Source organism: Polaribacter sp. PL03, assembly GCF_033875165.1.
GTDB lineage: Bacteria > Bacteroidota > Bacteroidia > Flavobacteriales > Flavobacteriaceae > Polaribacter.
Window position 1 is genome coordinate 265255 of the sequence record NZ_JAWZSV010000001.1, and the last position, 20767, is coordinate 286021.

The 20767-nt window shown below is 30.3% G+C and carries 13 protein-coding genes; 2 read left to right on the top strand and 11 right to left on the bottom strand.

The features are described 5' to 3' along the window. Positions 1 to 11: 11 nt before the first annotated feature. The 5 genes from SHK09_RS01125 to SHK09_RS01145 form a co-directional block, all read right to left on the bottom strand. Positions 12 to 1037, bottom strand: a complete 1026-nt coding sequence (locus tag SHK09_RS01125; protein WP_319808925.1) for a polysaccharide lyase family 7 protein — start codon at positions 1035 to 1037, stop codon at positions 12 to 14. Between the two features lie 23 nt (positions 1038 to 1060). Continuing rightward, the gene (locus SHK09_RS01130) at positions 1061 to 3367 is read right to left on the bottom strand and encodes a chondroitinase-B domain-containing protein (RefSeq protein ID WP_319808926.1); all 2307 of its coding nucleotides are present in this window, start codon (positions 3365 to 3367) and stop codon (positions 1061 to 1063) included. A 13-nt stretch (positions 3368 to 3380) separates the two neighbouring features. Further along, positions 3381 to 4298, bottom strand: a complete 918-nt coding sequence (locus SHK09_RS01135) for a polysaccharide lyase family 7 protein (protein WP_319808927.1) — start codon at positions 4296 to 4298, stop codon at positions 3381 to 3383. Positions 4299 to 4436: 138 nt separating this feature from the next. After that, a complete protein-coding gene (locus SHK09_RS01140; RefSeq protein ID WP_319808928.1) occupies positions 4437 to 5510 on the bottom strand; it encodes a T9SS type A sorting domain-containing protein in 1074 nt (357 codons plus the stop codon). Positions 5511 to 5524: 14 nt separating this feature from the next. Continuing rightward, entirely contained in the window at positions 5525 to 7897 is a 2373-nt protein-coding gene (locus tag SHK09_RS01145; RefSeq protein ID WP_319808929.1) for a polysaccharide lyase 6 family protein, read from the bottom strand. 245 nt (positions 7898 to 8142) lie between these two features. Here SHK09_RS01145 and SHK09_RS01150 point away from each other — a divergent pair, with 245 nt between their 5' ends. Then, positions 8143 to 8724, top strand: a complete 582-nt coding sequence (locus tag SHK09_RS01150; RefSeq protein ID WP_319808930.1) for a HupE/UreJ family protein — start codon at positions 8143 to 8145, stop codon at positions 8722 to 8724. Between the two features lie 75 nt (positions 8725 to 8799). Here SHK09_RS01150 and SHK09_RS01155 read toward each other — a convergent pair whose 3' ends face one another. The 4 genes from SHK09_RS01155 to SHK09_RS01170 all read right to left on the bottom strand — a co-directional run bounded on the left by SHK09_RS01155 (position 8800) and on the right by SHK09_RS01170 (position 16774). Further along, positions 8800 to 10077: an alginate export family protein gene (locus SHK09_RS01155; RefSeq protein WP_319808931.1), complete on the bottom strand. Its 1278-nt coding sequence runs from the start codon at positions 10075 to 10077 to the stop codon at positions 8800 to 8802. Positions 10078 to 10222: 145 nt separating this feature from the next. Further along, entirely contained in the window at positions 10223 to 11656 is a 1434-nt protein-coding gene (locus tag SHK09_RS01160; RefSeq protein WP_319808932.1) for a rubredoxin, read from the bottom strand. Further along, positions 11653 to 15174 carry a molybdopterin-dependent oxidoreductase gene (locus SHK09_RS01165; protein ID WP_319808933.1) on the bottom strand — a complete coding sequence of 1174 codons (3522 nt, stop codon included), beginning with the start codon at positions 15172 to 15174 and terminating at the stop codon, positions 11653 to 11655. The genes SHK09_RS01160 and SHK09_RS01165 overlap by 4 nt, the downstream gene beginning before the upstream one ends. Positions 15175 to 15355: 181 nt before the next feature. After that, complete coding sequence (locus tag SHK09_RS01170) at positions 15356 to 16774, bottom strand: MFS transporter (protein WP_319808934.1); 1419 nt, start codon at positions 16772 to 16774, stop codon at positions 15356 to 15358. Between the two features lie 258 nt (positions 16775 to 17032). Between SHK09_RS01170 and SHK09_RS01175 the strand changes: the two genes are divergently transcribed. Beyond that, on the top strand, positions 17033 to 17212 hold the full coding sequence (locus SHK09_RS01175) for a hypothetical protein (protein WP_319808935.1): 180 nt from the start codon (positions 17033 to 17035) through the stop codon (positions 17210 to 17212). Between the two features lie 48 nt (positions 17213 to 17260). On the opposite strand, the gene SHK09_RS01180 is transcribed toward SHK09_RS01175, so the two are convergent. Together SHK09_RS01180 and SHK09_RS01185 are read right to left on the bottom strand one after the other, a co-directional pair. After that, the gene (locus SHK09_RS01180; protein WP_319808936.1) at positions 17261 to 17920 is read right to left on the bottom strand and encodes a response regulator transcription factor; all 660 of its coding nucleotides are present in this window, start codon (positions 17918 to 17920) and stop codon (positions 17261 to 17263) included. A gap of 1035 nt (positions 17921 to 18955) precedes the next feature. After that, entirely contained in the window at positions 18956 to 20764 is a 1809-nt protein-coding gene (locus SHK09_RS01185) for an ATP-binding protein (protein ID WP_319808937.1), read from the bottom strand. Positions 20765 to 20767 lie beyond the last annotated feature (3 nt).

Genomic DNA, 20767 nt, shown 5'->3' on the forward strand with positions numbered 1-20767 from the left:
AAATAGAAATACTAAAGTTCTTTTTCTGGTTCTGAACTTTTACCAACAGTTGCTTCTTTAAACCAAACTTCTGCATAACTTCCATTTGCATATTGTTTTGTTATATCTCCACCATAAATTTCAGATTTTGTAGATTTTCCGTTTGCTTGATTGTACGCACCTTGTTTAAAATAATTTACCTCACCAGCATACGCAATTTCTCTTTCTACACTTACAGCTCTTTTAGATGCATACATATCTATAACTTGTTGTGGAATTTTAGATTTTGTTGCAAAATCTGATTTCAACAAACTTTTTGTAAATGTTTTAGTGTCATGTCCGTCGCTTTTAAAAGTTAAATACATAATACCTTTGTGTACGTTTACTTCATAGCTAAATGTTTCTCCTAACTCAATTCCGTCTTTTGGTTCTGCAGGATTAGTAGTTGCGTCTTTACCAACAACCGAAAAATCGTAACCCCAAACTGCTGTAGAAAAATCCCATCTACCAGAATTATCTCCTTCTGTATTAATTTCATAATTCCAAAAAACCGAACCTTTTGTATGCCCAGGAAATTTTTTATAGAAGATTTTTAAAGGCTCATTCTCATGACCTTCATCACTATGAATTTGCCCAACAACAACTGCATAAGAAGACGCAACATTTGCATTTCCTGTAGTAGAAACATGTTGTACTTTTAATGTTCCTGTTAATTTACCTCCTGTTTCTGGAATCCAATGTGCTTTTTCACCCAATTCTGTTCTTGTGTTACTAGATGTTCTAGAAGTAATACCAGAATTAGGAGTTTTATAAACTACCCAATTTGTTTCTTCTTCAGTTGCTACATAAAAGAAATTATCTTTTTGGTAGTTAGTTAAACTATCTACATAAGTTCCATCTCCTAAAAGAATTTTCCATTTGTCCATAAACGGAATAATAGCACTTGGAAATTTGGTTTCTATTGCCTTTTTAGTGGCTGAATTTGTATTTTCTTTAGATGCATCTTTACAAGAGAATAAAGTAAAAAGTGCAACTATTATAAGTATCGATTTATTCATTTTTTGAATTTTATTTTTAATAATTAATACATTAACTTCATTACTAAATTCTCTTCAGTTTTTATTTTCCCTGAATTAACCAAAGTATTTTTTGACGCTGTATTATTTTTTGCTCCCCATAAAATAGATACAAACTGAACTTTGTTATTTTTAAAAGTATTGTTTGTAATATTTACATTTACAATTCCTCTATGATTTAATAACATTTTATTTTTCTCTTTAGAGCCAGAGTTTGTAAATGTGCTATTCGAGACCAAAAGATTTCCACCAATTGTAGATTCATCATAACCACCTCTGTAATAATCTATAACGTTTTGTTTTACATTATTAAAAGTACAATTATCTACCGTTAAATATTCTGTATTATAATCTCCTCTATCGTTTATTTCTTCAGAAAGTTCTATTCCGTTTTCACAATTAGAAATTGTAGAATTTTTAAAAGTTACCTCTTCTGCAAATGTTTGTTTGTAAGCTTTTAATACATAATTAAAATTACTAATTTGAGAACCAGAAACAGTTAACCCAAAATGATTAGACATGTTTTTGTTTAGGTTTGCAAAAGCATGGTTTTTGCCGTTTCCAGAAAGCGTTATATTTTTAATATTTAAAAGGCCATAAGGATTCAATTCAAACAATGGTGAATCATCTAAACCACTATAAGTAATTTTAGCTTTTTCACTTTCTTTAGATTGAATTGTAATTGTTTTATTAATTATTAAAGATTTTGAAATAGCATAAGTTCCTTCTTTTAATTCTAAAACTGCACCATTTTCTGCTTCTTTAAGTTTTGCTATTAATTCGCTAGAATTATTTACCGCATAAACTTTTGCTTCTTTAGCTTCTACAACATTAGAATACCAATCTGCACCATATTTAGTTTTATCTAAAATTGATGGATCTTTAAATTCGCCTTGAACTGTTGCTCCAATAGAATTTGCCTTTTTTCTAGAATTACCAAAAAGATCTTCTGTTATGGTATTAAAACCAAAACCAGTATAAATATCTAAATCGCTTTTTAATTTAGGTAAGTAAACCTGCTCTCCTACTTTGGTTAATTCGAAACTTGTAGCTTTTATTCTTTTAGAGTCTGCATAATCCACACCTTGGTTGTTAATAATATTATCTTTAAATTTTACACCGTCTGCTTTATCATGCTCTATAATAGGATTTTTATCTCCTTCTTTATTATAAATTACATTATTTGCAACTACCGTTCTTAGCGCTCTTGCAGAACGTATTTCCGATTTTGGTAACACTGCAGCTTGTGCAATATTTGTACCTACACCAAATTGCCAAGGAGATTTACAGTTTACATATGTGTTATATGCAACTACAACATCTGTAACTTGGTTATATCTATTTAATGGTGATTTAGGTATACCATTCATAACTGCTAACGGACTTCTAAAGTTTTCGCCAATAATATTGTAGAAGTAATTATTGATAATAGTATGCCCTGTATTTACAATTCTAATGCCCCCAAATTGTTTATTTTCTCCATCACCAATAAAATAATTCCCATCAATTGTGGCATAATTTCCATGACGCGTAACAACAGATCCTTCACTTTTATAAAAGACATTATTTTTAATTAAATTGAAATTTGTTTTACTAGAAATAATTTCAACTTCACCGTTACATTCTTCAAATAAGTTATTTGCAATGGTTGTATTACTTGGCGACATAGAAGTAAAACTACTACCTAATTGAATAGTTTCTCCTCTTGCACCACCTTTTCTAGGTCTTGGTCCAAAATGGTTATTTACAATTTGATGATAATTTCTAATACTTTGGTTTCCTTTTAAATCTACTCTAACCGTTGGCCCACCATTTGTTTTTCCTGCAATATAACAGTTTGCTAATTTATTGTGTGTACCATAAAACTGAACCCAAAGATCGTCTTTATCTCTTTGTAACTGGTTGTAATCTAGAATTACACAATTAGTTACGCTACTATAATTTGCTACTGTATCATTATTAATTTTAAATGCTATTGCATCTTTAGTTGGTGTATATCCGTTTCTAAAAAACAAACCACTTACTTCTAAATAGTTTCCACCAATTCTTAAGTTAGATACTCCTTCAATAAAAACTTTACCTACTGTTTCTGCCCTTAAACTTATTGGGTTTTCTTTGGTTCCTTCACCATAAAATTTAATTTCTATGTCTTTATAAATTCCTTCTTTTAATACAATATCATCTCCTGCTTTTGCATTTTCGATAGCCTCTTTAAGTTCTATATTGTTACTTACTAAAATACTGTTTGTAACTTTTTCATTACAAGAAATTAGTGTTAAAAATAAACTGATAGTTAAAAATAATTTATTCATAATAATTTTGAATTTAATGTGATACTGATAAAGAGTAATATTTTAATTTAGAAAATGCACCCGCATTTGTTGTTGTTAAGTAATTGCCTGCTTTGTAATAATTTTCGAAAGGCCATTTATCTAAACTTAGATCTTCATAAATATAAGGCGTTTCATTGTTTAATTGTAATTCTATTTTTCCTTTTGTAGCTGTAATTCTAAACTCAAACTCATTAAAACCAACAGTTCCCATATTGTGTTTTTCATCTGTCCAAGTATCGCTAGAAACATCTAATAAATCATCACCAGAAGTACTTTCATTTTTTAAAGATTTCTTATATACCCACAAGTCGCCATCAATCCAAGTCATTTTAATTAATGGTGGCCCATTGTTTGACGAAAAACCATACTTGCTCATATCTGCAATAGAAATTACACCATGAATTTGCATAACAATTACTCTGTGATATTCTCTAGAAGAAGAATTGTCTTTAGAGATTTCTAATATTTTAAGTTTACCTTTTAAAGTCCCTCCGGTATCTAAAGTCCAATTTACTTTAGAATCTGTTGGCTTAATTAATTCTCTTAATTCTGTTCTAGAATACGAACTGTTTGCTGTAGATGTTTTTGGAAATGTGTAAAACACAATTGACGCATCCGAAGTATCATCATACATATATGGTTTTACTGCATCTATATTTCTGTAGCCTCCGTTTACTAAAACATTTGGTTTATATTCATCTGGGCTACCACTATTATCTTCATCGACAGGCAAAGTAACCTTCCAATTAGAAAAGTTAATGTCTGCAAAATTTACAGGAACAACAACTTCTTCTTCCGTTTCTATATCTGGTACATCAATAATTTCTACTACATCTTCTTTAGTAGAACAAGAATTTAAAGATAGAAAAACTAATAAAAATATGGCTAAAACTGTGTTTTTTAATATCATAGACTAAACTGGTAAACCAAATTGGTTTACCAAATATAGGTACTTAATTCGAACTTAGAAAATTTTAGATTGATAATTCTAATATATTAGAAGAGATGTTTTAGAACTAAATTCTTAAAACAACATAAATTTTATAGTTTACTTTACATAACACTTTAGCACTTTTGTAGTAATTGTATCTTTCTTAAAAACAATAAAATAGAGCCCTTTAGAAAAGCTAGAAACATCTAATTTTTTATTATTTATCTTTTTATTTATTATTATTTTAATTCCAGAATAATCATACACATCTATAGCGTCATAATTATTTGAGTTTGCATTTAAAAAAGTTACTTCTTTAGAAGATGGGTTAGGTGCTAATAATATATTTTCTGCTTTTGCTTTTAACTTTTCTAAAGAAAGAGAATTTGTAACTTCTTCTATACTAAAATCGGCAAATCTTACTATTTCATCCTGTAAATCTTGTAGATTATTTAAACTTCTATAAATACCCCATTTGGGTCTAGCAAATTCTGCACCATCTTGCCAAGTATCTAAAGAACTGTTTTTGTAGGTAAATAATAGTTCTTTGTTTAACAAGTTACTTATTTCTATAGAGTAACTGCCAACATTACCAAACTTAATAATTTCTGTTACCTCAACCCAATTTCCTCTAAACAAATCTAAATTTGCAGTTTTTAAGGTATTTTGATTGTTAGTGGCCGTATACCTTAATTCTAATCTATCTGGGCTAGATTTTCTTAATGTTAAAGAAATCATAGGTATTGAAGCATACAAACCACCAACTGCTTTTATCTGATGAATATGCGTAAAGCTAGAAGATGGTTTAAAAGTATCGCTAATTTTAAACTTCCATTTGTAAATTACAGTTTCTTCTATAGTTGCTTTTAAATTTTCTGGAGAATCTGAGTATGTCTTTATTTCATTACGTTGTCTATCATCTTTCTTACAACGATCATTATCTGGTTCTACATGAATATGAAACAAGAAAACATTCTTATTTAAATCGACGTCAAAATCTTGAGTTATATGATTGCCAAAACTAGTATGATTACAATCTGGAGCCTCAACAACATTTCTGTTTGGGTTTGCCAATACAGCATTTATTAAACTGTATGTATTTGCAGAACCATCTGCACTTAAAACGGTTTGACTACAAGCAACCTGTCTAACTAAAATAAAAACTGTTAGAAAAAGAACATATTTCCTCATTGTTAAACTCGTTTTTATTGTTTCAAACCAATATAACCAACATTATTATTTTCTTTTAATAATTCTGATTTTTCACTTGGAATAAAAAGCAACTTATCTTCCCATTTTGGGTTCTTATAAATTAAATCTGTCTTTGTAGCATTTTTACTCACCTTAACAAAGCCGCTGTTAAAGATTAAGCAATTAGAAATAAAATTATTTTTACCTTGTAATTCTACCGGTGTTTTCACCTTGTAACTATTTTCAAATACAGAGTTTGTAATTTCTACTCTATGAATTCCGTCTGTTCTAATTGGCTTCCCTTTTTCTTGATTATAGACTTTAGTAAAAACACAGTTTTTAATAATTAAATTTCCTCCAGGAATTTCTGGAGTAGGAATTTTTCTAACGTAATTTATAGCCGCTTCTTCAATATCTTTAAATACAGAATTTTCTAAAATGATGGTATTAGCATTAATTTTACCCATTAAATCTTTATCATAAGATAAGTTTAAACCTCTATAATTATTTTCGAATCTAGAGTTTTTAAAACTTAAAGTATCTGCTTTTGTACCATTGTAAGCCTTAAAAACACTTCCTCCACTTTTATTTTTAAAATTTTGAAAAGTTATATTATCAGCAAACAAATTATATAAACCTCCTTCTTGCTTATCAGGTGAAACAATTGCATATTTTAGGTTAGAATTTTCTCCGTCTAAAATAACATTACTAATATTTAAAGTAACACCCTCATTTATTCTGAAGAGGTAATCTATTGGCTTTTCTAAATCGTTTTTTGCTGTTATTATTGTAGCACCACCTTTGTCTCCGTTAATAATAATATTTTTAGCGATTTTAATTTTCTTTTCAAAAATATATTCACCTGTTTTTAAATTCAAGACAGAACCTGGTGCAGCATTGTCTATTGCTTTTCTTAGTGTTTCTAAACCTGGTTCAACAGTAATTTCTACCATTTTTAAAATTGGAGCAATTATTTTAGGTGTCCAACCTGGTCCTGCCCTTAACTTTAAAGCTTTTGGTAGTTTTTTTGCATCTAAATTAAAAGCACCTGCATTAAATAGTTCTCTTACAGCATTTGTAATGTCTTTCTTAAAACTTTTATCATTTTTAGTAACAGTTAACAAATCGCTATTATTTGCTGTAGGAATAGGAAAAGAACCAATTTCTTTCCATTCTACTTTGGTTTCATTAAAACCACTTAAAGCTTCTGTTGTTGGTGAGTCTATGTAATTATTATTGAATGAAATTCCAACTACATTATCTACAAATAAAATATTCTTACCTACTTTAGAGTTGAAGATTAAATTATTTGAAAAATTAGTATTTATTGGCGCTAAAGTCTTCTCGTCATCTTTTCCTTCTCCAAAAGAAATTGGACCAGAATTTATAATGGTATTATTCTGAATATCTACGTTTTTAACCTGTTCATATCTATTTAATGGTGAATTTGGTACACCATTCATAACTACAATTGGTCCTCTGTAACCATCTCCTTGCAAACCAATAAATAAATTATTTCTAATAATATGATCAGAATTTATAATTCTAACTCCACCTGTTTTAGAAACACCGTTTCCTAAAAAAACATTTCTCTCTACCAAGGCATTATCTCCGTGTCTTAAAGTTAAAGCACCTTTACTACCAACAAATAAATTATCTCTATAAATATTGTCTCCAGATTTATTAGAAATAATTTCTATCTCTCCATTACAACTTGTAAAAACATTTCTTTCTACTAATGTTTTAGAAGATTTTTTAGAATTAGTACTTGTTCCTATTCTAATTGTTTCACCTCCATTTGTACCTAATTCTTCTCTAGGACCAAATAAATTATTATCTATTCTGTGGTTATTTTCTATATGTTCTTCTCCTTTTAACCAAACTACTAATGTTGTTCCTGGACTTGTTTTTCCTGTAAAATTATTATGATCTACTCTGTTATTTTTACCCCAAAGATCTACCCAATGATCTTTAATACCTGCATCTACCGTAAAATAAGAAATTGTTGAGTTTGTAAAACGACAGTTATTAGCAAACATTTTAGAATCTTTTTTAAATTGTACAACAGATTTATAGGAAGAATGTCCGTTTTTAAACCATAAACCACTTACAATTACATATTCTCCATAAATATTTAAAGTAGAATTTCCTGTAATAAGAACTTCTCCAGGAGTTTCTGCTTTTATATTTATAGGATTTTCTTCTGTACCATTTCCATATGCATTTAGTTTTACATCATTCCAAATACCATTTTTTAATACAATTACGTCTCCTGCTTTTGCAGATTTAATTGCGTTATTATACTCCTTAATATTATTAACTAATTTTTCTTGAGCATTGGTTTTAATAATTGTTAAAGCAATAAAAATAAGAACTATATTCTTCATGTTTAAAATTTAAATTTTGATTCTTCTAAGATAATAATCAAAAAACAAGCCATTTAAATTCGACCTACTTCTTAAAAACTAATTACCCTTTTGTAATTCTTTTAAAACCAAATGATTTTTACAAATATAAAGAAAAATATAATTGGTAAACCAATTTGGTTTACCACGATTAATCATTTCAGAAAAATAACAGATTTTTTTAACTTTTTAATATCTTTGAGATTCCTCTAAAAATAAAAATAATAATGAACGATTTTATTCTTTACTTTAAAATGGGTCTATACCATGTATTAGACTTTAATGCTTACGACCATATTTTATTTCTAATAGTTTTAGCTGTTGTATTCAGTTTTAATCAATTTAAAAAAGTATTGTGGCTTGTTACACTTTTTACAATTGGGCATTCTGTAACACTAGCATTATCTGCTTACGGAATTCTTAATGTTAACATGAAATTAATTGAGTTTCTAATTCCTGTAACTATTTTTATTACAGGAGTAATTAATGTATTTACTGCCAAAAAATCTTCTACAGGAAAAGAAAATACAAATTTAGTTTTTGCATTATTTTTTGGTTTAATTCACGGTTTAGGGTTTTCTAATTATTTTAAAATGATGATTGGTAAAGAAGATGATAAACTTTTTCCGTTATTAGAATTCGCTTTAGGTATTGAAGCTGCACAAATAATTATTGTTTTAGGTATTTTAATTATAGGTACAATACTTCAAAACTTTTTTAGAGTTACTAGAAGAGATTGGATCTTGGTTTGCTCATCAATTGTTATTGGTTTTGCAATTCAAATGATGTTAAATAGAATATACTGGTAAACTTTAAAAAAAGTAAATAAAAAAGGAGATAGCTTAAAGCTATCTCCTTTTTCGTGTTCAAAAAAATAAAATTAATTATTTTCCACTTAAAAACTTAGGCTTAATTACTAACATTGCCCAAGCCCAATTCTGATTATTAGCTGCAGCTGCTTCCGTTACACCTTTTAATTCATACATACCATCATTGGCAAACATTTGCGAATACCCAAGTACTAAAGAATATCCTTTAAATTTCTTCTTATACACTAAATCTACTTCTGTTCCTAGAGATTTTTCTCCGTTTGCTAAGGCTTGCTCTCCTCTAAAATTAAGGGCTTTTACCATTAAGCTAGAAGAATTATCTAACGTAAAATTAGCACTTATATGTAAATCTACTAAACCAATAGAATTGGCGTGGTTACCAACATAAAAATAGTCCATAAAACCGTTAAATTTATGGTTTGTTCCATATAACGGAAAGAACGCTCCGGTTTCTCCTGCAGCACCATCATTACCACTAATAGCCTCTATACCTAAACCTAAACCTACTTTTGGTGCTACTTTATAACTAGCATCTAAACCAACTAAATACGCTCCTTTTACATCAACGCCACCTTGACGCTTACCTGTTTGTAAAAATGCATTTGCAGACAAACCAAAACTACCGTCTTTATATTCTAAATGCGTTCCTAAAGTTTGTAAATTACTTACGCCGTCTGCTTCATTTGTTGTAGCATCAAATTCTTGAAAGCCGTTATTTAACAACAATAAGCTACCAGATAATTTATTCCATTTTTGTTTCATATATAACATTTGCATTGTTTTATATGAGAAATAACCAGTTGTATTGTATGCTGTACCTGCAGATTGAAAACCTGTTGGATTTGAATAATCTTGGTTAAATGCTACTGCAAAATCTAACATAAAATTATCTTTTTTGTACTTTATTAAAGCGGCATCGTGGTTTCTACCTTGTTGTGCCCAATCTAAACCTCCTAAAATTCTTTGATCATCATAAGATAATACTTGACGACCAATTTTAGTTGAAGTATTTTCTCCTAATTTAATTTCTGCCCAAGCCTGAAAAATAGCAAATGAGTTGTTTTGATCATTAGGTAAAATCTGTCTGTTTTCTCCCCAAACCATTACGTCTTGTAAACTAACATACACCCAATAATTATCGGTCATATAACTTGTATTTAACCTTACTCTTGTAGAGATTCCGAAGCCTGCATCTGCTGCATCTGGAATTAAATTTCCAAATCCGTTTCTGTATTCTGTACGTGGTCTAAACTCTCCGTCTAAAGTAAGTTGTGCGTTTACAAATTGGAAACTCACTAACAATAACGCTAAAACTATGTATTGTTTTTTCATTTTTAATTCTATTTTAAGTTCTAATTTAATTTTTATTTGAGCATGCAATATAAAAAGACAAAAACATCTTTTTTATGATAAAACTCATATTATCCTGTTGAAAAATATCTTTATTTTAAACTTTTGTCTGTTGTATAAATTGATATTATTTAACGAGTACTATTTTATGAAAACTAGTTTTTGAAGCTTCACAAAGAGGACATTCATAACTTTCTGATAAGTCGTTAAAGAATGTTTTTGGAGGAATGTTTTGAGTAATATCTCCAAAAGCTTCATCATAAATGGTTAAACAATCTGTACATTGATATACTTCTAATTCGGTTGTTTCCTTTTTAGCTTCAGCCTCTTTCTCTACTTCTTTTTCACTACCTAATTGATCAAAATACAACTGACTTAACTCCATTAACAAACCAGGTAATTCTACTTTATCCACGTCTTGTACGTGCATAATATATTGTCTTGTATTTGGATCGAAATTCTTGGCATACAAAAGATTATACGTATCTCTTGTCTGAAAATTACCAATCATTTCTGGTTGTTTATTTTTTTCGACAACAATAGATGTAAAATAATAAGCGGCTTTACTATAATCTGTAATTCCGAAGGTTAAACCATACGTACTAATATCATTCTGATCGAAGTTAGAAACCAAGTATTTCTTTAAATTTAAAGCATCTTTATTTGCTACCGGAATGTGCCAATTTAACTCTAACATAGAATGGCGAACATTGATTCCTCGCTTGCCTAAAAACTTCTCCCAAACCAGTTTAGATTCTTTCGGAATCCCTTTAACCACAAAAGATTTCCAAGGTGTAATAGAAATTTTTCCTATCTTATTTTCAGAGCACAATTCGCACATTTCTTTTAAGAAAGAAATATCATATTTATTGTTTCTCCAATACAAACCCAACCAATATTTATCCATACCAATTTTGTTCATTCCTTCAAAATAAGGAAAAGGATAAAAAGGCACTTCTAAAGGTTTATCTACTGTTCTATTATTAGTGTCAATGGCATCACTTACCAAATCAAAAATCATTTCTATGGTTTCTGGTTCTTCTTGAAGGACGTTTTCTATGGCTGTTTCAATTTTATCTAAATCCCAACTATAAATTAAAGCAGGATACATTTGTGTCTTTTTCCAATCTGGAAGTCTTACATACAAATACCAATAATCTTCGTGTTCTGAAGCTATAAAATTGATGTTCCCTGTAAACAAAGGAACCAAACGTTGTTTTGGATCTGTTAAATTTATTTTTAATTTTGATTTTGATCGAAACTGTTCTAATAAATACAAATATCGATCTCCTGTTAACCAAGAAGTACTCGGAAAAATATCTGCACAAACATAAGACGAAACAATATTTTCTGTACCCGTATCATCTGCTTCTACCAGCTGCAGTTTATCAAATTGAGACAACTCTTCTTGATTTATTTTTTTTGGTAATAAAATATCTTGTCGAGACCCAAAAGAAATTGTTTTCTGACCTAAACTTTCTACGGATTCGCATATATATTTTAGTTCTCCTGGAGATAAAACGCCACCTCTAACTATCAATCTATTTAATTGCTTGCTCATACCGTTACTTTTGCGTTATTCAAAATATCTCTTACTTCCGTTTTACAACTTCCACATCCTAAACCGGCACCTGTTTTATTACATAATGCTGTAAAATCAGAACATCCACCAGCAATTGCTTCTTCTATATTACCCGATCCAACTTGGCTACAAGAACAAACCAACTCACCCAACATTGGCGTATCGTTAGAAGCACCTCTTAACAAAGTATCTCGTTTGTCAGACATTTCAATCTTACTTTCTATTAAAGTTTTAAACTCTGCAAATTCGTTTTTATCACCTACTAAAACAGCTCCAATTAATAAATCGTCTTTTACAATACACTTCTTATAATATCCTTTAGAAATATCTGTAAAAATAATTTCCTCGTAACTCGGATCGTTTTCTGGCACTTTAATTTCACCAATACTACACAAGTTTAAATCGCTGAATTTTAAAATATTCATCAACACAGAACCTTTGTAAGCTTCACTTATATCTCCAGCAATAAAGTTGGCTAAAATACCTGCTTGCTCTTCTGCTGCAGAAGTAATTCCGAATAATTTATTATTGAATTCAGCTATTTCTCCGATGGCAAAAATATCTGGATGAGAAGATTGTAAATGCTGATTTACCTTTACACCTCGTCCGCAAAGAACACCGTTATTTTTAGCAATTTCTATATTTGGTCTGGTACCAATGGCATACACAATTGCGTTTGCCGTAATATATTTTCCAGATTTTAGGTTGATGGTTAACTCACCTGTATCTTCATCATCAAAAACAGTACTTACCTCATTATCAAAATAAATTTGAATGCCTCTTTCTTGTACATTTAATGATAATAATTTACTAGAAATTTTATCTAATTGACGTTCCATTAATCGAGATGCACGCTGAATAATAGTAATCTTTACATTCTTATGCTTCATCGCAGCAGCCAACTCTAAACCTAACAAACCTCCACCAACAATTACAACATGTTGTTCTTCTGGCGGCAAACCTGTATTGTCTAAATAGTTCTTAAATCTATCTGCATCACTTTTATTACGCATGGTAAAACGACCTGGTAAATCTATTTGTACATCCTTCGGGATGAAAGGTCTACTACCAGTTGCTAAAATTAGCTTGTCAAAAGAATGCGTTTCTCCGTTAGAATCTGTAACAACTTTTGCTTCTTTATCAATTTTATTGATAATTGTTTCTGGGTGAATTTTAATATTTAAATTCTTTAATTCAGCATTTTTTATTTTCAGTAATTGCTCCCAAGAAAGTTCTTCTGTAATATATTCTGGTAATAAAACACGGTTATAAAACAGGTTCTTTTCCATAGAAAAAACATGAATTTCATCAACCTCATTATAATCTCTATAATTTTGTAAAAATCGAAAAGCTGCGGCTCCTGCACCTGCAATTATAATTTTGTCTTTCGGTTTTTTATATTTTGATACAGAAACAGATGTAAACTTAAAATCGGGTTCTTTAGAAACCGGATCTACATGTGTGTTTGTTAAATTATTGGCTCTATTTAAATTGCTTTTTAGCACTTTACCCCAATGCATTGGCAAGAAAACAACACCTTCTTTAATATCGTCTGTAATTTTTGCTCGAACTCTAACAACTCCGTTAGCACTTTTTATTTCGGTAATATCACCCTCTTTAATTTTGTTTAAAAAAGCATCTACCGGATTAATTTCTAAAACTGGTTTTGGATAATGTGTTTTTAATCTAGCCACTTTCCCCGTCTTCGTCATCGTGTGCCATTGATCTCTAATACGACCCGTGGTTAAAATTAAAGGAAATTCATCATTTGTTTTTACTGATGTATTTTCTATGGTAGATGGTGTATTAAAAATTGCTTTTTGAGATGGTGTATAAAACTTTCTATCTTCAAAAAGTCGCGGTGTTCCTTTACTTCTATATTCATTTACGGGCCACTGAAAAGTACCTTCGTTTTTTAATCGATCATAATTTAAGAAAGATACATCAATATTTGTTCCTTTGGTCATAGACGCATATTCGTCGTAAATTTCTTCTGCTCCGTTAAAATCGAAACCTCTAAAGCCCATTCTTTGTGCAAAATCACAGAAAATTTCTACATCTGGTCTTGCTTCTCCTGGTGCTTCTATTTCTTTTGGTAAATAAGAAATTCTACGTTCAGAATTTGTCATAGTTCCCTCTTTCTCTAACCAAGCAGCAGCTGGTAAAACCAAATCTGCAAAAGCTAAAGTATCTGCTTTGTGAGAAATTTCTTGCACCACCACAAATTTAGATTTTGCCATGGCTTTTTCTATCTGATGAGAATTTGGCATACTCACCAACGGATTTGTACTCGCAATCCAAACAGCTTTTACTTTTCCGCTTTCTAAAGCATCAAATAATTCTGTTGCTGTTAAGCCTGGTTTTGCAGATATTTTATCTACTCCCCAAAACTGAGCAACTTCTCTTCTGTGTTCTTCGTTTCCTAAATCTTTATGAACCGCTAACAAGTTTGCCATTCCACCAACTTCTCGTCCGCCCATTGCATTTGGCTGACCGGTTAATGAAAATGGACCAGCACCTGGTTTACCAACTTGCCCCGTTATTAAAGATAAGTTTATAAGTGAGGTGTTTTTGTCTGTACCAATTACACTTTGGTTTAAACCCATTGCCCACATGCTGATAAATCCTTTTGCAAGACCAATCATTTCTGCGGCTTTTTGAATTTCTTTTGCCGGAACTCCACAAATTTTAGATGCTTGTTTTAAAGATGTTCCAAAGATTACTTCTTTATAACCATCAAAACCTTGCGTATGTTTTTTGATAAAATCTTCGTCAATTAAACCACTTTTATACAAACACCTACCAATGGCATTGTGCAAAACAACATCGGTTCCTGGTGTTAATTGCAAATGTAAATCTGCAAATTTTGCTGAATCTGTTTTACGTGGATCAATTACTATAACTTTTACCTTCGGATTTTCTTCTTTGTGTTTTTCTATTCGTCTAAATAAAATTGGATGACACCAAGCAGGATTTGCACCTGTTATTAAAAAACAATCTGCTAATTCTATATCATCGTACGAAATGGGCACACTATCTTCTCCGAATGTTTTCTTATAACCAACCACTGCAGAACTCATGCATAAACGTGAGTTGGTATCTATATTATTGGTTCCTAAAAACCCTTTTGTTAGCTTATTGGCTATGTAATATTCTTCGGTTAAACTTTGACCAGAAACGTAAAAAGCTACTGAATCTGGACCATGTTTTTTTATAATTGACTTAAAAACATTAGCGGCTCTATCTAAAGCTGTATCCCAAGATACACGCTCACGCGGATGCGAACGAGACCATCGCATTTCTGGGTACAAAATTCTGTCTGAAGTATCATTGGCAACGTAATGAAGATTCATCCCCTTAGAACATAACATTCCTTTATTAACAGGATGGTCTTTATCACCTTCAACAAAAATCTTGTTGTTAATGTCTTTTTTTACGATAATTCCACAACCTACTCCACAGTAAGAACACGTTGTTTTAATTTCATTTTTAATCATTTAGACGAAGATTTTATACTAAATACGGCATTAAAATTTTACTAACCAAAGTTTGATTTTATTATTCTGAATACATCTAAAAAAGAGGAGTTGAATTTTTGAATCAATAAAAAAAGTCAACATAAATAATCAATTTTGTTATTCGTTTTACTCTAATATATAAATTAGGAGATTCATGTTTTTAACTTTTTATTCTTACAGGAATTAGTTCTTCTATACCTTTTGGTGCTTGTTCTTCTTCCTCTTCTGTAGAAAACTTAATCGCTAAAGAAATAATACCTGTAACTACAACCACAAAACCAATTAGTAAATAACCACTAGAAACTGCACTTGAAGAAGCTATAGATTGTGCTGTTTTAATTACCTCTTCACCTAAACCTTCATTATCTAAAATGGCTGTTTTTTCTGCTAATGCAGATTTAGATTTTAATAACATTGCTGCTAAAAAGGCACCCACATTTCCTCCTGCTCCAACAATACCAGAAACAGAACCAATTGCTTTTTTATTGATAAACGGCACTACAGAAAATGTAGCTCCTTCTGCCATTTGAACACTTAAACTAAATAAAATTAATAAGACAACTCCTAAAACTAAACTTGTTGCTCCAGAAAAAGAGATTAACATAATTCCTTGTAATGTTAAGATAAATGACAAGAATAAAACACGTCCTCTAAGTCCTTTTAATTTCCCAAATTTATCACCAAAGAAACCCCCTAAAGTTCTTGCAAAAATATTCATCAAGGCAAAAGACAATACAATATTACCTGCTGTAACTCTTTCTAATTGAAAGGTATTTTGAAGGTAATCATCCATGGTTCCGTAAACTGTTAATTCGATTCCGAAACTTGCAGCATATACTACAAAAAGAATCCAAACTCTATAATCTTTTAATACTTCTAAAAAACCTATTTGATCTTTCTTAGCAACAACCATTTCACCAGAAGCCTTTAATTCGCTAAAATTTCCTTTTGGCGTATCTGTTGTAAAAAAGTAATATACAATTCCCATTAAAAAACAAACAATACCAGCAATTACCATAGAATATCTCCAAGCCTCACCATCTGCAACACCAAAAGCTACAACTGCTGCTGCTATTAAAGGCATTCCTAATCTATTTGCGCCACCACCTAAGTTTCCCCAACCTGCAGAAGTTGCATTTGCAGTTCCTACAATATTAGGTGCAAACATTAAAGAAGTATGTACTTGTGTTATTACAAAGGATGCTCCAATAAAACCAATAAACAATCTACAAACTAAAAATTGAGTTGGTGTTTGTACCAAACCACATAAAATTACAGGAATTGCGCCTAACATTAACAACCATGTATAACATAATCTTGGTCCGTATTTGTCACATAATTTACCAATTAGTAAACGTGCAAAAATAGTTCCTGAAACGGCTAAAATAATTGAGTTCCATTTTTGGTCTGGTGTTAAACCTAAATCTTTTACAACATCTGGCATAAAAGGTACAATACCAAACCATGCAAAAAAACATAGAAAGAATGATATTGAGGTGATCCAAAACGTACGAGTTGCTACATTCTTAAAATCGAATAGACTTAATTTTGTTGATTTTTTTTGTGCTAAATTTATCATAATACATATTTTTAGTTAGACAAAACTAAGTATAAATACTTAATTTTAATATCAAAAAGTACGTATTTTATAATTATTAATAGATTAATAATTACGTAATAGCGTTTTTAAGAATATGATAAAATTGTAGTTGAAAAATAGTTGTTATGAGAAAACTATATTGTCTAAATTTACTCTGTTCAGTTAAAAAGTAAGAGATAAACTGTAACAAATAGTTAAATTACACTACTAATCAACTAAATATAAACGTAAATAAAAATGAAAAAAAATAAAGGAATAAACCTATTTGTAATAGGAATGGTATTTTCAACACTTGGAATGACATTGTTAGCTGATTATAAAACTTTACAGTATACCGCTATGATTCTTGGATTATTAATTATGATATACAGTGTATTTGTAATTGATAAGTTAAAGAAAAGTCAAACGAAAAAGTAAGTATTAATTATTACGTAAAGATTATCAGAGGTATTTCTGTTTACAAAACTATATCAATTGATACTCTTTTGCCTTATTTGTTAATTCTTGAAGGTTTTTAGCTTCTAGTTTCTTCATTAAGTTAAAACGATGTACTTCTGCCGTACGCTTGCTAATTGCTAATTCATCAGCAATATCTTTATTGTTCTTTAACTCTAAGACTAAAGCAAGTATTTGTCTTTCTCTTTTAGTTAATTTAAACGGAAGCTCTTTTACAACTGTTTTCTGTTCTTCTTTTCTAGAAGTATTTCCGTTAACAAAGTTGTTCATGATAATTGTAGAAACATCTCCTGTAAAATACTTATCGCCGGCAGCTACATTATTTACTGCCTTTAGAAACTCTTCTTTACTCGCTCCTTTTAACAAATAACCATCTGCACCTGCTTGTATCGATTTTACTACGTATTCTTCAGAATCGTGCATAGAAAGCACTAAGGTTTTAACATCAATCTTATTTTTAGTAATTTCTGCAACTACTTCAATTCCGTTCATTTCTGGCATACGAATATCTACAATAAGTACATGAGGTTTATTTTTAGCAATAACTTCTAAAGCCTCTTTTCCGTTAGAAGCTTCATCAATTACAGTAATTCCTGATTGATCTTCTAAAAGTGCTTTTATTCCGTCTCTTACCAAAACATGGTCGTCTGCTAAAACTACATTTATCATAATTGCAACTATTTTATACGTACAAAAATAAGGTTTTTAAGTAAAACTACGTATTTATCTAGTGAGGAGTTTTATAATGCACTTAGCTTGTCTTTTCGACGATAGGAGAAATCTCATAAAGTTGCTAAACAGCTTCTTATTTTCTTGTGAGATTTCTCAATCGCTTAAAAAAGCTCATATCGAAATGACAAATTGATTGGTTATCACTGTTATGGGACTTTTCAATACTTCGAAGTGATAAGTTGAGTGATTTTTTTTACGTATAGTTTGTCATTTCGACGATAGGAGAAATCACATAAGGCTTGCTTTGTGTTGTTGTGGTATCACTGTTATGGGACTTATCAATGCTTCGAAGTGAAAAATTGAGTGATTTTTTTACGTATAGTTTGTCATTTCGACGATAGGAGAAATCTCATAAGGCTTTTTATGTTGATGTGGTATCACTGTTATGAGACTTCTCAATACTTCGAAGTGACGAATTGAGTGGTTTTTTTTACGTATAGTTTGTCATTTCGACGATAGGAGAAATCACATAAGGCTTGCTTTGTGTTGTTGTGGTATCACTGTTATGGGACTTCTCAATACTTCGAAGTGACAAATTGAGTGATTTTTTTTACGTACAGTTTGTCATTTCGACGATAGAAGAAATCACATAAGGCTTGGTTTGTGTTGTTGTGGTATCACTGTTATGCGACTTCTCAATACTTCGAAGTGACAAGTTGAGTGATTTTTTTTACGTATAGTTTGTCTTTTCGACAATAGGAGAAATCACCTAAGGCTTGCTTTGTGTTGTTGTGGTATCACTGTTATGCGGCTTCTCAATACTTCGAAGTGACAAGTTGAGTGGTTTTTTTTACGTATAGTTTGTCTTTTCGACCTTTTGGGAAAAATCTCATAAGGCTGATTGGGTTTATGTTATCACTGTTATGGGACTTCTCAATACTTCGAAGTGACAAATTGATTGGTTATCAATGTTATGCGACTTCTCTATGCTTCGAAGTGACAAGTATTAAGGTAATGTATGATCCTTTTCTTTTAAATAGGAATATTCAATGTAACCCTAGTTCCTTTTCCTAACTCAGAATTTAAAAATAAACGCCCTTCTATATATTTAATACGCTCTTTCATAAAAGTCATGCCCATGCCACCATCTCCATTTTTAACTTTCTTTACTTTGGATGGTTCAAAACCTTGTCCATCATCATCAATAACAATACTTAAAATATTTTTACTGTGAGAAAGTGACACTAAAATATGTGAAGAGTCTGCATATTTAATGGCGTTATTAATAGCTTCTTGTACAATTCTGTAAATATTTATTTCTACTAAAGAATCTAAACGCTCGTTAAAACCTGTTTTATTATAAAACAAAATTTCTTTTCCTGTTAATCTTCCTAATTCATGCGTTAACTTGGTAATTGCAGGCACAATTCCGTGATCTGATAATTCTGGTGGAGTTAAATTAAACGTAGCAGTTCTAACTCCTTTTATAATATTGGTGGTTAATTCTTTTAAGTGTTCTATTTTTAAAGTTGTTTTCTCAATATCATTCATATTGATGCTTTCTAGATTGTATTTTAATCCGGTTAGCATTTGTCCAATTCCGTCATGCACGTCTTTGGCGATTCTGTTTTGTTCTTTTTCTTGATTTTCAATAATCTTACTAGAGATTATTTTTTGCTGACTAATTTTCTCTTCAAAACTTTCTTCTGTAAGTCTTTCTATTTCTATTTGAGCTACTTTTCTATCTGTAATTTCTGATGCAATAATTAACAATTCAGATCTATCTTCTGTTGGTCTATAAGGTACAATCGACATTTCTAACCAAATTGCTATATCGCCTTTTATGGTTGCTTTTACTTCACCTTGCCAACCTGTTTTTTTATGACTATTAATTAAGTCTTCAATTAGTAATTGCTCGTTTTCATTGCTCGATAGAACAGTCCAAAACAATACCTCTTTCTTAAATTTTGATAACTTAAATAAACGAGAAAACTTATTTCCGATATGAATTAAATTTCCACTTGGAGAAACTCTTGCAAACAACAAAGTTTCATCCATAGCATGACTTAAAGCACGTAGTTCTTTTATTGATTTTTCTTTAGAAAGACTTAACTCATCTGCATCAAAAGCCATTTTTTTAGCCTTCTTTTCTGCAAATAATAAATCTGATAATGTTGCTTTTACCGATTTTGCTGCCGGCCAAAAAATAAATACTAATTCTCCTAAAAGAATCAATAATGTTAAACCCATTAAAGAAAGTTCTAATTTTCGTAACCAAACTACTTTTTCATCAGCCTCTAAATCGTATTGATTTACAATTTCATCCATTATCAACAAAAAAGAACCTTCATTGTTAGTTACTTTTTTAATATCTCCAGTTAATTCTTCTACAGAAACAGTAGCATTCCCTAACTTTTCTACAATTCCTTTTGATGCTTTTTGAATAGTATCAAAAACAGGGTTGATTGCTATAAATTTAGTTTTTATTTTATCACTATTCTGTTTAGGAAGCCCTAAACTGTCATTTCCTTTTTGAAGTGACGTATGAGATAATTCCCACAAATAAAGTGTGGCTGTTATTTTATTTTTAAGGAGAATTCTATTTTTTTCATCCGAAGAAACCAAAAGAGAAACGATTTCTTTGGTTAATTTCTGACTTAACATTCTTTGTCTACCAGCAATGTTAATTACCGTAGAATCACTTTTTTGAGTTTCTAAATGATTGCGAACTAAAATCTGACTAATAATTACAGAAAGTGCAATAGTACTTAATGCCACAATATATAAACGGCTTAATTTATTAAACGTTCTTTGGTCTAATGAATTGCCCTTTTTAGTCATTAT

Coding starts and splice junctions, on each gene's coding strand:
- SHK09_RS01125 (WP_319808925.1), bottom strand. CDS start 1,037: ATGAATAAATCGATACTTATAATAGTTGCACTTTTTACTTTATTCTCT.
- SHK09_RS01130 (WP_319808926.1), bottom strand. CDS start 3,367: ATGAATAAATTATTTTTAACTATCAGTTTATTTTTAACACTAATTTCT.
- SHK09_RS01135 (WP_319808927.1), bottom strand. CDS start 4,298: ATGATATTAAAAAACACAGTTTTAGCCATATTTTTATTAGTTTTTCTA.
- SHK09_RS01140 (WP_319808928.1), bottom strand. CDS start 5,510: ATGAGGAAATATGTTCTTTTTCTAACAGTTTTTATTTTAGTTAGACAG.
- SHK09_RS01145 (WP_319808929.1), bottom strand. CDS start 7,897: ATGAAGAATATAGTTCTTATTTTTATTGCTTTAACAATTATTAAAACC.
- SHK09_RS01150 (WP_319808930.1), top strand. CDS start 8,143: ATGAACGATTTTATTCTTTACTTTAAAATGGGTCTATACCATGTATTA.
- SHK09_RS01155 (WP_319808931.1), bottom strand. CDS start 10,077: ATGAAAAAACAATACATAGTTTTAGCGTTATTGTTAGTGAGTTTCCAA.
- SHK09_RS01160 (WP_319808932.1), bottom strand. CDS start 11,656: ATGAGCAAGCAATTAAATAGATTGATAGTTAGAGGTGGCGTTTTATCT.
- SHK09_RS01165 (WP_319808933.1), bottom strand. CDS start 15,174: ATGATTAAAAATGAAATTAAAACAACGTGTTCTTACTGTGGAGTAGGT.
- SHK09_RS01170 (WP_319808934.1), bottom strand. CDS start 16,774: ATGATAAATTTAGCACAAAAAAAATCAACAAAATTAAGTCTATTCGAT.
- SHK09_RS01175 (WP_319808935.1), top strand. CDS start 17,033: ATGAAAAAAAATAAAGGAATAAACCTATTTGTAATAGGAATGGTATTT.
- SHK09_RS01180 (WP_319808936.1), bottom strand. CDS start 17,920: ATGATAAATGTAGTTTTAGCAGACGACCATGTTTTGGTAAGAGACGGA.
- SHK09_RS01185 (WP_319808937.1), bottom strand. CDS start 20,764: ATGACTAAAAAGGGCAATTCATTAGACCAAAGAACGTTTAATAAATTA.